A 12,729-nucleotide genomic window follows, 5' to 3' on the forward strand; every position below is an offset into this window, starting at 1 on the left:
GCTTTGAATCCGGTCATAATCTGGGCAGATCGATGCCGGTCAACTCACAACGTCGCCGCTCGACCTGCGCTGCAGCGGATGATCGACGGTCGAACGCCGATCACATCCCGCCCAGCAATTTGAAGGCAATGATCCACATCGTGAAAGCGACGAGCGTTTCCAGCATGCGCCAGGATGAAGGTTTGGAGAAAATCGGCCGCAACCGCTTTGCGCCATATCCGAGCGAAAAGAAGAACAGGAAGGAACCCGTCACCGCCCCTGCCGCAAAAGAAGTCTGCTCTCCCGGATATCGAGTCGATATCGTGCCGAGCAGCACGACCGTGTCGAGATAGACGTGCGGATTGAGCCAGGTGAGTGCGAGGCAGGTCGCGAGTGTCTGCCGAAAGCTTGACGACTTTGCTTCCCCGGCCGTCAGAGCAGCGGAGGATCGCAAGGCGGAATAGAGGCTTCTTGCTCCGTACCAGACCAGAAATGCGGCTCCGCCGTAGCGCATGACCGGATCGAGCCAGGGCATGAACCTGGCGATTTGCTGGAGACTGGTCACGCCAAGCACGATCAGCGCAGCATCCGATACAGCGCATGCGAGGCAGACGGCAAAGACATGTTCGTTGCGCAAGCCCTGGCGGAGGATAAAGGCGTTCTGCGCGCCGATGGCGACAATCAGGCTAAGGCCCATCATCAGGCCGGTTCCATAGATCGAAAAATTCATCGCTTCGGCCAACGCCCTCATTTCGGTGAGGTTGCGCTATCGTGATTGGAAGAATTAGGCTAATTAATCCAGCTTACTCCAATTGAGTAAAACTAATCCATGCTCGACTATCCCGCTCTGCGCGCCGTCGCAACCATTGTCCAGACAGGCAGCTTCGAAAGAGCTGCGACCGTCCTGAATGTGACGCCTTCGGCCATCTCGCAACGTGTGAAGCAGCTCGAGGAGCGTCTTGGCCTCGTCCTCATCGTCAGAGGCACGCCGTGCACGGCGACGGAAAAGGGAGAATGGCTCTGCCGCCATATGGAAAATGTCGGCATGCTCGAAGCCGAACTCTTCGGGCAACTGCCGGCTCTCGTCCATCCTGACGAACCACGGCAAAGGGTCACGCTTCAAATCGCGACGAACGCCGACAGTCTCGGCACATGGTTCGTCGAAGCCATGTCGAATTTCGCCAGGAGCTCTTCCTATCTGCTGAACGTCGCTGTCGACGACCAGGACCATACTGCCGAATGGCTGCAGCGCGGGCGGGTGATCGCCGCCGTCACCAGCCTGGAAAAGCCGGTCCGCGGATGCCGGCGTTTTGCCCTCGGCATTCTGCGTTACCACGCAACGGCAACCCCCGACTTCGTCGCACGCCACTTTCCGCATGGCGTGACATCTGAGGCAATCCGCAACGCTCCGGCGCTGACCTTCAATCAGAAGGACCGGCTGCAAAGCAGCTGGGTACGACGGATGTTCGGCCGCGATCTCGACTATCCCACCCACTGGCTGCCGTCGCCGCAGAGTTTCGTCGAGGCGAGCCTCTCCGGCATGGGATGGGGGATGAACCCGACCCAGCTGACCCGCGAGCATCTCGCGTCCGGACGGCTGGTCGAGCTGGTGCCCGACACACCGCTCGATGTCCCGCTCTACTGGCAGATAAACCGCCTCGCCGCCGATCGCCTGGCGGATCTGACGCGCGACGTCATCACGGTGGCCAAGCGCCGTCTTTGACGCGTCACTCAAGAATGCAGCAGAACCGGGTCGCTTTTATCAGACGTAAGCCGTGCGGCTGCCGAACTCGCTGGTCTCGTCAAAATTCGTCGTGCCGATACGCTCGCTTTCGCCGGAAAGTTCTTTCGGAGCGTCACCGGCAGGCTTCGATGCAGCAGACGCCTGAGTTTGGCTGCTCTCGCTCGCTTCGAGCTTGGCGATCTTCGCCTCCAGCGTATCGATGGATTTTTCGATCGTGGCCTTCTCTTGCTCGTCCTGCGTTTCCGACAGGGCTGCCTTCTTTTCGGCAAGCTGCGCCTCAAGAGAGGCAAGCTGATCCGACGAACTGGAAGACGAGGTTGTAGCGGCTGAACTCAAAATGGTGGATGCAGAACTGGAAATTGCGCTGACCATGAGCATGACTTTCGATGGTGGAATGTCATCGTTCTAGCCACGGATGGTAAAGGTTCGATAAATAAAGTACCGGATGGTACCAAAATAATGAGGAAGGCTACGCGAATAGCGCTCTCCTATGCGATGGCGATGATTTCCAGTTCCTGGCCGCCCGTCTCCACTACATCGCCGACAGCCTTGCCCATCAGCAACCGCGCCACCGGGGAAACGTAGGAAATTGATCCGGCCTTAGGATCGGCTTCGTCCTCTCCGACGACACGATAGGTCTGCACACGCCCGTCGTCACGGCGAAAAGTCACCGTGCCACCGAAGGCGACGGTGTCGGTTGACGTAGGGTAAGGAACGAGCTGGGCGGTGCGAAGTCTCACGGCTAAGTAACGAAGATCACGCAAAGGATTGGCTGTCTGCCGCCGCCGTTCGTTCACGTCGTCGATGGTGCTCGCGCCATCATAGGCCTCGCGAGCCTCTTTAAACTGCAGCTCGAGAGCCTTCAATCCCGCTTCCGTGACAAGGTTCGGATGCGCCGAAATCGGACGATCGGGCAGCAGGGTTTCCGAAGCGGTTTCGAAACTCTCTTCCTTGGTAAAAGCGACGGCCAATCTCGGACTCCGTTTTAGCGCGATGCGCTCTTCTAGCTGATGGGCAATTGCCTCGAAACGATTGTCGGAACCATACACCGACCGCGGACGAACCGCCAATCTTGCTTCATAAGCAGCCGTCACCGGCGGCAGGGGCAACCGCTTTCAAGGTCACCGCCCCGTAGTTAAGAGGCGGGAATGTCCTGCAAGGCATGGCGGTGCTCGGCACCCCTACTTCGAAACGTGCTGGGGTTTGCCCTTCCTCTTGGTCGAGGCGAACTCCTCGAGCTGCTTTTCGCTCATGGATTCGACCATTTGTTTCGAGGCGCCTTTGAGTTCGCTCTTGGGCGTCTCGCCGCGCTTGGCCGAAAGTGCGGCGCCTGCCGCCTTCTGCTGGGCCTTGGACTTGGCTGGCATATCGATCTCCTATCGCTTGAACGGGGCGGTGGCCGGCGTCAAAGCCACCATGCTCTAACCATCCTGTTCTAAGGAGGCTGCGGCCCGCAAGCCGCAGCCAACCGGCTGTCAGTTGATGGTGGCCCATTGCATCCGGACATCCCTGGCGCTCTTCGACAGATGGACGTGAGCATCCACGTGATCGACCCAATCGATCGGGATCAAGTGGTGCTTGCCGTCTTCCGAGTCGAGCTTCGTCAGCTTGATGCGCGTGGGGCCGTCGAGATGATCGACTGTGCCGACATGGGTGCCGTCGGCAGCCCGCACTTCCATATGTTCACGGATCTGCTCTGCGGAAATCATCGTTTCCTCCTTTGCATCATTGTCAGGTACGAAGCGGCAACGAGGTGGAGCAGACTTGGTTCCCAACACGCGCGACCGTGTTCAATCAGCAGTCACGTCCCAGTTGTCACCCGGGTTGAAGGTCCTGACCCCGGCAGCTATTTTTTCGGTCTCCCGGCCGAGATCGGCCTGGTAGACCGTGCCGTTCGCATTCACGACGAAGGTGTGCACGCCGGTTTCGCCATATCGGATCGGCCAGGCGATAAGGGCAAATCCTGCGATCATGTTGCCGTTGATCACATAATCGAACTCTCCGCCCGCGATGTTCGGTCCCTGGCTGTCGATGATCCTGTAGCGATAGCCGTAATAGCCCTCGCCGGCCTTGGCCTTATCAAGCGCCGCATTATCTTCGAGGGCGTTGCCCGCCGGGCTATCACCCTCGCCCAGATCAGGCGACCAATAGAGACCGTCCGTTTTGCCGTCGCTGCTGATCAGTTTCTGGGCATATTCCAGAACGCCGTCACCGTCGTGGTCGGCGGAAGAATATTCCTTTTGGGCGTCGACATAGGCCTGCATCGTGTCGATGGTCTGCAATTCGTTCTCGCCGACGCGACGATCGATGATCTCCTCGAATCCGGCATAGGTGTCGAAGCCCCATTTGCCATCATCGCCCTTCACGATCGGAAATGGCAGAGGCCATAATTTGTCGCCGATCTCGATGATCTTGCGGTCATCGACATCCCTAACGACGGTCTTCTTCTTCGTGCCGTCCCGGATCTGTGCGTAGGTGTCCATCACCCCTTCGCCTGCCTTCGCTTTGGCTGCATCAATACCCAGCAGCGCCGCAAACTTATCGAAGTCGTCGGCCGCCAGGGCCGCCTTGAAGGCGTCAACGGCTTGTTCCGGCGTCTCGAATACGGGCGGATCGCTCTGCGAAGCGAAGCCCGAGATGACGGTCGCATCGGATGGCTCTGCTGCAGATGCAGGAACCGGATTGGTGGCGAGAGCCGCAAAAGCGAACACCGAACCCAGAAGCATGTTTCTGACTGACTTGGTCATGACTTTCCTCCTTCTTCCGGTTATCGACGACGGCCGCCACCACCACCGCCGCGGCGGATTTCTCCCCGACCGCCGCCGCGATTGCCGCCGGCCATGGCCTGTCTGCCACGGTTGGACTGCATCTGGGCGCGCCTGCCACTGTCGACCTGACCGAGCGCCGACGGCTTTCTGGGCCGGCTGTCGACCCGGGCAGCAGGTTTCGGCTTTGCGACCGGGCGTTTGGCGTTGGGCGCTGGTCTGGCGTTTTCGGCAGCCCTGTTCGGCGTCCTTGCGTCGGGCCTGCGGTTCTGTGCTGCCTGCGCTCCCTTCCCGCCCCCGGGAGCCGCTCCTATATTGCCCGCCTTGTTGCGAGCAGCATTTACCCTGTCCGCATCGATCTTGCTCTTGCGGACATCGTTGACGCTGACTTTGCCTGGCTGGTCGCGGATCGTGTTCGCACGGTCGTTGCCTCTTGTGCCGACCCTGTTGCTGGCGTTCGCCTCGATGCTGGTCCGGAAGGAGCTGCGGTCGATCTTGTTGAACTGCGCGCCGTCGAAACCGATCTTGCTGCGGTCGACATTCTTCCAGTCGACGTCGTTGATATTCACTTTGCCGTTGATGTTGTTGAAGCACTTGTTGCAGTCGATATCGACGTCGCCGTTCCAGCGCCCGCCCCATACACCCCAGCGGTTCCAGTCGACGGCGGCGGCCCACACAGCTCCCGTCACCACGCCCGCGAAAAAGGTGGCTGTGGGATAGTAGTAGTTCGGATAGGGCTCGGAATAGTAGCCGACAGGCTCGGCCACATAGTTCGGTTCATACAGCATCTCCGGCGCGTATTGCGGAACGTAGATCTTCTCAGGACTGGCGGAGACGATCACGACGTTGTCGTTCTCCTGGCTGACTTTGATCTTGTCATCGGTCTTGATGATGCCGTCGGCGACCGCTTTGTCGCGCAGTTGCTGTATAGCGATCAGAACGTCCTTTTGCTGGTAGGAGAGCGCCTCTCCGAGAGACTGCGTCCAGTCCAGATCCTCGCTCATCATCGTCACGATCTGAGGGTAGTTCAGCAGCGATACGATGCTGCCGTCCCACGTCGTCTTCGGCTTGAGCCCGGGCTGCTTCTTCAGGGTTTCGAGGAACCGGGCAGCTTCCACCACCTGCAGCGGATAGAGCGACGCCGACGTGACAAGCGCAACCAGTTCGTCCGGATAAAGCGCGATCCGCGCCACCAGGATTTCGAGTTCGTCCTCGCTCAGCGGCGCCGGCGCGTCATCCTCCGCCGCGACGGGATTGGAAGCGGCAGGCTCCTGCGCGACGGCAGTCAGAGTCGGATGTGGCGAAAACGGGAAACCTGCAAAAGGCAGGAACAGGCCCGTGGCGAGTAACAATGCGTGAGGTCTAGCCATCTCAAATCCTCCTTGCGGTCAGACATGGTGTGTAGGCTGTCGACTATTGTATCTTCGCTCGTGCCGCATGCTCCTCCGAGTGGAGGAGGATTGATAGTTAAACATCGGCCAAGCCGTCTTTGCTCCGAATTTACAGCAAATACCGCTCCAGGCGTAGTCGCGGGACTGATCTGTTACGTATGTTACAGTAACACACTTACAAAAACGGAGTTCAGCGCGCAGGCTGAAATCGACCGCGTGCAGGATCTCCCCTCTGCTTTTGCGGGAGTGTAGATGGGCCGCCATAGCTACCCCTCCGTCAGTTCAGCCGCCTGATCACGAAGTCATGGGCACGGACCACTGCCTCCTTTGAAGGCGATATGGCACGCCAATTATCAGTGACCGCGAGGGCGCGTGATGAATGCTGAATCCCAGCGCCTCCGAGAGGCGCGAGACGGAAAAGCCGACTGGAAAAAATGGGGTCCCTACCTGTCCGAACGGCAATGGGGAACCGTCCGCGAGGATTACAGCGAGGGTGGCGATTCATGGGACTACTTCACCCACGACCAGGCCCGGTCGCGCGCCTATCGCTGGGGCGAAGACGGTCTGGCGGGTATCAGCGACAGCAAACAGCGGCTGTGTTTTGCGCTGGCCCTCTGGAATGGACAAGATCCCATCCTGAAGGAGCGACTGTTCGGCCTTACCAACAGTGAGGGCAATCACGGCGAGGATGTGAAGGAGTACTACTTCTACCTGGATTCGACCCCGACCCACTCGTACATGAAGTATCTCTATAAATATCCTCAAGCCGCCTACCCCTACGACGACCTGGTGAACACCAATAGCCGGCGTGGGAAGGGCGAGCTCGAATACGAACTGATCGATACCGGCGTGTTCGACGCCGATCGCTACTTCGACGTCTTCGTCGAATATGCCAAGGCAGCACCCGAGGACATCCTTGTCGAGATCACCATTGCCAATCGCGGGCCGGAAGCCGCCACCCTGCACGTGCTGCCGACATTATGGTTCAGGAATAGATGGTCCTGGGGTGAAGAACGTGACAAGCCAACCCTGAAACGTGTGGAGTGGAATGACCCTCCGGCTGTGATCGCGGCCAAAGCGGCACCTGGGCTGCCGGCAGAAGCGGACGCCACACGGTATCTCTATTGCGACGGCTCGCCGGCACTGCTGTTCACCGAGAATGAGACGAACACGCAACGTCTATTCGGCATTCCAAGCACGACTCCGTTCGTCAAGGATGGGATTGACAGCTTCGTCGTGCATGCCCGTCCCGCCGTGAACCCGCAACAGATCGGAACCAAGGCCGCAGCCCATTACGTCGTTATCGTGGATGCAGGGCAATCCCAGACGTTGCGGTTGCGGCTCTGCGACGTGCCGCCGGCTGCAGGATCCAAGCCTGTCCGGCCAATGTTCGATCGTTCGTTCGATGACGCGATGCGGGCGCGTCGGCGCGAAGCCGACGAGTTCTACGCTTCGATCACGCCGCCGTCGATGACGACCGACGCCGCCGCTGTCATGCGTCAGGCTCTGGCAGGCATGATGTGGGGCAAGCAATTCTATCTATACGACGTGAACAGATGGCTGGACGAACACGGCGTCGATCCGTTCGATCCGAAGCGCCGGATCGAACAGCGCAACGTCGGCTGGCATCATATGTACAATGCCGACATCATCTCCATGCCGGACAAGTGGGAATACCCCTGGTATGCGGCCTGGGATCTGGCATTCCAGGTGATCGCTCTGACGATGGTCGATCCCGACTTCGGCAAGGATCAGATCGATCTGATGCTGCGCGAAGCCTATATGCATCCGAACGGGCAAATACCGGCGTACGAGTGGAACTTCGGCGACGTCAATCCGCCTGTCCACGCCTGGGCGACGATCTTCACCTACCGCCTGGAGCAGGCGCAGTCAGGCAATGGCGACGTCGCCTGGCTTCAGAGATCCTTCCAGAAACTGCTTCTGAACTTCACCTGGTGGGTCAACCGCAAGGACCGATCCGGCAAGAACGTCTTCGAAGGCGGCTTCCTCGGGCTGGACAATATCGGGGTGTTCGACCGCAGCGCGCCGCTGCCGACCGGGGGCTATCTGGAGCAGGCAGACGGCACGGCATGGATGGCGCTCTACTGCCAGAACATGATGGAGATCGCCACCGAACTGGCTCTCAAGGGCGCCGGCGGCGAGGAGATGGTGCTCAAGTTTACGCAGCATTTCCTATGGATAGCGTCGGCGATGATCCACGCCGGCGACGAGGTCGGAATGTGGGACGAGGAGGACGGGTTCTTCTACGACGTCCTCCGCCTGCCGGATGGGCAGGCTCAGCGTCTCAAAGTCCGCTCAATGGTCGGTTTGCTTCCGCTTTGTGCCGCCACCGCATTCGAGGGCGACCTCTTCCAACGGTATCCCGAGGTCGTCAGGCAGATGAAGCATTTCTTCGATGCGCGCCCGGAATTGATCGCCTTCATCCATGACCCGCGCAAGCCCGGCCACGCCGATCGCCGGCTCGCCTCGATACTGGACGAGAGCAAGCTCCGCCGTGTGCTGTCGACGATGCTCGACGAGAACGAATTCCTCAGCTCCTACGGCATCAGGGCACTGTCGCGCTATCACGATGAGCATCCCTACGTCTTCCAGGTCGGCGATCATGAGCACCGCGTAGCCTATCTCCCGGCGGAATCCGACAGCGGCATGTTTGGCGGAAACTCGAATTGGCGTGGCCCGATATGGATGCCGATGAACGGTCTGATCATCCGGGCGCTGCTGCAATACTACAGCTACTACGGCAACGATTTCACCGTTGAATGTCCCACGGGTTCCGGCCGTCACATGAACCTCTATCAGGTCGCTGAGGAACTTACCCAGCGCTTGTCGGCCATCTTCCTGCGAGGAAGCGACGGCAAACGACCCGTGTTCGGCGGGCAAGCCAGGTTCCAGGACGGTCAGTACTGGCGCGACTGCCTGCAGTTCTACGAATATTTTCACGGCGACAACGGCGCCGGTCTTGGCGCGAACCACCAGACGGGCTGGACCGGCTTCATCGCTCGGGCGATGCATCTCTTCGCCTCGGGTTCCGCTGAGGCGTGGCTTGAACGCGCCAGGACCTCCTAGAGCAACTTCAGCAAAGTGCGCAGCGGTTTTGCGTTCGGAATTGCATGAAAACAAAGAGATAGAGCGCTTCCGCGATTCAAAGAAAACGGGGGTGCTCCAGGCGCAAATGCTGGGCGGCGCCGATCGAATTCACGCCGGACGGCTCGGTTCCGGCAAACGAGGAGTGGTCATCATGGAAAGTTACTACGAGAACCGGCAATTGCCTCAACCGGTAATCCCAACCCTGTCACCGGTCCATCTGCTGAAGGGCCAGACCGCCCTCGTTACCGGTGCCAATTCCGGAATCGGTCGTGGGATCGCCCTTGCTCTCGGCATGGCCGGAGCGAACGTGGTCGTCAATTACGTCACGGCGCCTGAGGACGCCACACGGGTTGTCGACGAGATCCAGCAGGGCGGTGGGCGCGCGCTTGCGGTCGCGGCCGACGTCGCCAACGAGGCGCAGGTCGAGGCGATGTTCGCGACCGCCATCAAGGAGTTCGGCACGGTCGACGTGTTCGTCAACAACGCCGGGCTTCAGAGGGATGCCCCCTTTCATGAGATGACGAGCGCCCAATGGGACACCGTCATGAACGTCAACCTCAAGGGAGCGTTTCTATGTTCGCGCGCCGCTGTCCGGGAGTTTCTCCGGCGGGGCGTACGGCCCGATGTTTCCGTGGCGGCCGGCAAGATCGTATTCATCAGCTCGGTTCACGAAGTCATTCCCTGGGCCGGACACGTGAACTATGCGGCGTCGAAAGGAGGACTGATGCTCCTCATGAAAAGCCTGGCCCAGGAGGTCGCCGAAAAGCGCATCCGCGTCAACAGCATCGCCCCCGGTGCCATTCGCACGCCGATCAATACCAGCGCGTGGGAAACCTTGGAAGCCTACGCGGAGCTGATGAAGCTCATCCCGTACAAGCGCATCGGCGAGGCGGAGGAGATCGGCCGGACGGCGGTGTGGCTTGCATCTGATTTCACCGACTACATCGTCGGCTCGACGATCTACGTCGACGGCGGAATGACGCTCTACCCCGGTTTCGAAACCGGCGGCTAACGCATGTCGCGCAAAAGTGTGCAGCGGTTTTGCGATAACGACATGCGTAAAAAGAAAGATCTAAAGCGCGAGGAGCAGATCTGAAAGACTGGGACGCGCTTTAGCTTTTCAGGGCGCTGCAGAAGCGAAGTGCGTCATGCCGATATTCTCGTCGCATTGCTGGTCCGCGGCCACAGGATGGCGGCAAACAGCAGCGCGTAGATCAAGGCCGCCGCAACATAGACGATACGGGTGGCGAAGGATTCTGCGGCACTCCCCGGCAGAGGCGAAACCCCGAGGCCAAAGAGGATCAGGAATGTCGTCAGGGCGCCGGCAAAAACCGGGGCGTCCTTCGAGCGGGCGGCCGCGCGCCCTCCGATGAGCAGGACAACGACGAGAACGATGAGGAAGATCGAGAGGAGATTGGGGCGCAGCGACAGCGCGGCATAGGCAACGGAGGCAAGCACGCCGCCGAACAGATTGACGAGCACGAGCCCGATCGCCGTCCGCGCGCTCGCGGCAACGTCGAGCTGCCCGAGCAACGACGCCACGGTGATGGGAATAACCGCCGCAGCGTTCAGATTGTCGCTCGTCAGGCAGATCACGACGGAGCCGAGAAGGATGACCGTGTTTGCCAGTGCCCGAAGAAAGGCCGGCGGCCGCTCGTCGATTGCCACCACCTCGACCTCCTGGGAGAACGGCTCGGGAAAGACCGCATGGGCGAACCACATCAGGACCGTGCCTGATAATACCCCGGCGACCAGGATGGACAGGATGGAGTTGGCGAGTTCCTTGTTCAGGATGCCGAGCAGAGGCACGATGATCGAAACGACGAGCACGAGAAAGACCGCCGGTCCTCCCTTTCCCGTCGACTGTGCGGCGAAGCACGCAAAATAGGTCAGCCCCAGGATCAGAAGAAAGGGCGCCGGATGGTCGCCGAGCACGTTGGTCAGAACCATCATCGCCATCCCGGCGATCAGGATGACCATCGCTGCGCCGACTGTCTTCGCAAGCGGCATGGGTCGCGAACTTCCGAGCAGAAACTGGGCGGCAAAGAGCGGACCGAGGAAGGGCACGATAGCCCCCGCATAGACTGCGAGCGTGAAGCCGATGGAGACCGCGAACGCAACCCGAAGCCCCTTGCGTTTCTGCTCCTCGACCGCGGGGCTCCTCTCAGTTGACATAGGTCAGCACCGACATGATGCGGATCCAGAGCGATCCCCAGGCATTGGTGACCGGGTTGTCGCCGGTGTAGATGACGACGGTCGCCTGCGATCCGTAGCGCACGCCGCCCTTGGGCCGCTGCGCCTCCTCGATGATGAGCCGGACTGGAAACCGTTGCGGCTCCTGCACCCAGCCGCTATCGCTCCGGATCGTCGGCAATCCAGTGTTCGGGTCCGTGCTGCCTTGTGATACGCCGAAACCAACGCTCTCGACTTGCGCCGGAAACACCCGACCGGGAAGCGCGTCGAAAAGGACTTCCGCCCGGTTACCGACTGCGACCTTCTCGAGGCTGTTCTCCTTGAAGGCGGCGGTGATCCAGATCGTTCCGACATCGATAAAGGTCATGGCTGACTGTCCAGCCGACACGACCTTACCGGTCGTAAGTTGGAGGTTGGTCACGACCCCGGCCGAAGGTGCCTGAACGGTGGTCCGCACCAGATCGAGTCGTGCCTTTTCGAGCGCTGCCAGAGCTGCCCGGAGCTGCGGATTGTCATTTCCGCTCGGCCCGAGCTGCTCCTTGGCCTTGGCCAGCTCAGCCTCGGCACCGGTGACGGCCGCCTCTGACTGACCGAAAGCCGATCTGGTTGATTCAGCCCGCGCTTTTGAATACACACCCCTCTTTTCCAGCTCTTCGGCGCGCGCAGATTGTTCGCGCAGATTGTCCCGATCGACCTGGGCCGTTACGAGCTTTGCCTGCGCCGCATCGACAGCAGCCGTTGACGCGCCCATTGACTGGCCGACACTTGCAAGACTCGCCTCGGCCTCACTGACCGCGAGCTCGTAGCGCTCGGGATCGATACGAAAGAGAACCTGATCGGCCTCGACGCGCGAGTTGTCGACGACGCCGACTTCCACCACCCGGCCGGTGACTTCGGGCGCGATGCCAACGATATAGGCCTGAACCTGAGCCTGCGAGGTCGATGGCGTGCGCCGTTCCATGAAGATGGAGAGGGCAAACAGGACGAGCGCCAAGAGGACGACGATGAGGGCTATCCTGCGGAGTGGATTCCGAGGCGTCGGGGAAATGACAGGCTCGTCCAAGTTTTCGGAAACCACGGCAATATCCTTCGGAAGCATTTCGTTTCGTGGAAGCGCAAAGTTTCAGCGCAGGACGTCTATCGCGATGGTCGCTACCGGGCGATGGAACGCAAGTAGGTAACCGTAACATACGCCTCGCGATGGCTTGCGCCGGCCTAATGCATGTCGCGCAAAACTGTGCAGCGATGCGCTTTAGGCGCGCGTATCAGCGACCGGGTGGCGGTACCGAGGCGTCAAGCGCGCCCTCTATCTCCTTGGAGAGTTCTACGATCAGTTCCTGGTATTCGACGACGCGCTCATCGCGCTTCGGATCGGTTGAGACGTTCCATTTTTGCAGCGCCGATTGGGCGTCGGCAAAATCCCTGCAGATTTCCCGAAAGTCCTCACTGCGGGCAGAGAGATCATCGATCGCCTTGATCCTGGCTGGAAATTGCCGACGGACTGCGGTCATGCCTTCGTCCATGGTTCACTCCTTAACGGCAGTTGGAA

General features: G+C 60.1%; 13 protein-coding genes. 3 read left to right on the forward strand and 10 right to left on the reverse strand.

Features of this window, described 5'->3' with window-relative positions; genetic code table 11:
• Window positions 1-100: 100 nt before the first annotated feature.
• A complete protein-coding gene (locus CUJ84_RS12520) occupies window positions 101-709 on the reverse strand; it encodes a LysE/ArgO family amino acid transporter (RefSeq protein WP_042954529.1) in 609 nt (202 codons plus the stop codon).
• A 99-nt stretch (window positions 710-808) separates the two neighbouring features.
• Between CUJ84_RS12520 and CUJ84_RS12525 the strand changes: the two genes are divergently transcribed.
• On the forward strand, window positions 809-1,702 hold the full coding sequence (locus tag CUJ84_RS12525) for a LysR family transcriptional regulator ArgP (RefSeq protein ID WP_027684283.1): 894 nt from the start codon (window positions 809-811) through the stop codon (window positions 1,700-1,702).
• A 39-nt stretch (window positions 1,703-1,741) separates the two neighbouring features.
• Here the strand turns inward: CUJ84_RS12525 and CUJ84_RS12530 are convergent, their stop codons facing one another.
• The 6 genes from CUJ84_RS12530 to CUJ84_RS12555 form a co-directional block, all read right to left on the reverse strand.
• Window positions 1,742-2,101, reverse strand: a complete 360-nt coding sequence (locus tag CUJ84_RS12530; protein ID WP_105006440.1) for a hypothetical protein — start codon at window positions 2,099-2,101, stop codon at window positions 1,742-1,744.
• 110 nt (window positions 2,102-2,211) lie between these two features.
• On the reverse strand, window positions 2,212-2,694 hold the full coding sequence (greA, locus tag CUJ84_RS12535; protein ID WP_105006441.1) for a transcription elongation factor GreA: 483 nt from the start codon (window positions 2,692-2,694) through the stop codon (window positions 2,212-2,214).
• A gap of 210 nt (window positions 2,695-2,904) precedes the next feature.
• Complete coding sequence (locus tag CUJ84_RS12540) at window positions 2,905-3,090, reverse strand: DUF3008 family protein (protein ID WP_003560205.1); 186 nt, start codon at window positions 3,088-3,090, stop codon at window positions 2,905-2,907.
• 108 nt (window positions 3,091-3,198) lie between these two features.
• Entirely contained in the window at window positions 3,199-3,432 is a 234-nt protein-coding gene (locus CUJ84_RS12545) for a DUF2171 domain-containing protein (RefSeq protein WP_105006442.1), read from the reverse strand.
• Between the two features lie 81 nt (window positions 3,433-3,513).
• The gene (locus CUJ84_RS12550) at window positions 3,514-4,470 is read right to left on the reverse strand and encodes a DUF2950 domain-containing protein (RefSeq protein ID WP_105006443.1); all 957 of its coding nucleotides are present in this window, start codon (window positions 4,468-4,470) and stop codon (window positions 3,514-3,516) included.
• A 20-nt stretch (window positions 4,471-4,490) separates the two neighbouring features.
• Complete coding sequence (locus CUJ84_RS12555; protein ID WP_105006444.1) at window positions 4,491-5,858, reverse strand: DUF3300 domain-containing protein; 1,368 nt, start codon at window positions 5,856-5,858, stop codon at window positions 4,491-4,493.
• 396 nt (window positions 5,859-6,254) lie between these two features.
• Here CUJ84_RS12555 and CUJ84_RS12560 point away from each other — a divergent pair, with 396 nt between their 5' ends.
• Together CUJ84_RS12560 and CUJ84_RS12565 are read left to right on the forward strand one after the other, a co-directional pair.
• Window positions 6,255-8,966, forward strand: coding sequence for an MGH1-like glycoside hydrolase domain-containing protein (locus CUJ84_RS12560; protein ID WP_105006445.1), 2,712 nt, complete (start codon window positions 6,255-6,257; stop codon window positions 8,964-8,966).
• Between the two features lie 28 nt (window positions 8,967-8,994).
• Window positions 8,995-9,999: an SDR family oxidoreductase gene (locus CUJ84_RS12565; protein WP_348632675.1), complete on the forward strand. Its 1,005-nt coding sequence runs from the start codon at window positions 8,995-8,997 to the stop codon at window positions 9,997-9,999.
• 134 nt (window positions 10,000-10,133) lie between these two features.
• On the opposite strand, the gene CUJ84_RS12570 is transcribed toward CUJ84_RS12565, so the two are convergent.
• From CUJ84_RS12570 to CUJ84_RS12580, 3 genes are all read right to left on the reverse strand, one after another.
• A complete protein-coding gene (locus CUJ84_RS12570; RefSeq protein ID WP_105006446.1) occupies window positions 10,134-11,162 on the reverse strand; it encodes a DUF2955 domain-containing protein in 1,029 nt (342 codons plus the stop codon).
• Window positions 11,152-12,258 carry an HlyD family secretion protein gene (locus CUJ84_RS12575; RefSeq protein ID WP_105008177.1) on the reverse strand — a complete coding sequence of 369 codons (1,107 nt, stop codon included), beginning with the start codon at window positions 12,256-12,258 and terminating at the stop codon, window positions 11,152-11,154. The genes CUJ84_RS12570 and CUJ84_RS12575 overlap by 11 nt, the downstream gene beginning before the upstream one ends.
• Window positions 12,259-12,445: 187 nt before the next feature.
• Window positions 12,446-12,703: a hypothetical protein gene (locus tag CUJ84_RS12580; protein ID WP_105006447.1), complete on the reverse strand. Its 258-nt coding sequence runs from the start codon at window positions 12,701-12,703 to the stop codon at window positions 12,446-12,448.
• Between the last annotated feature and the right edge of the window lie 26 nt (window positions 12,704-12,729).

This window comes from Rhizobium leguminosarum (genome assembly GCF_002953715.1).
GTDB lineage: Bacteria > Pseudomonadota > Alphaproteobacteria > Rhizobiales > Rhizobiaceae > Rhizobium > Rhizobium leguminosarum_V.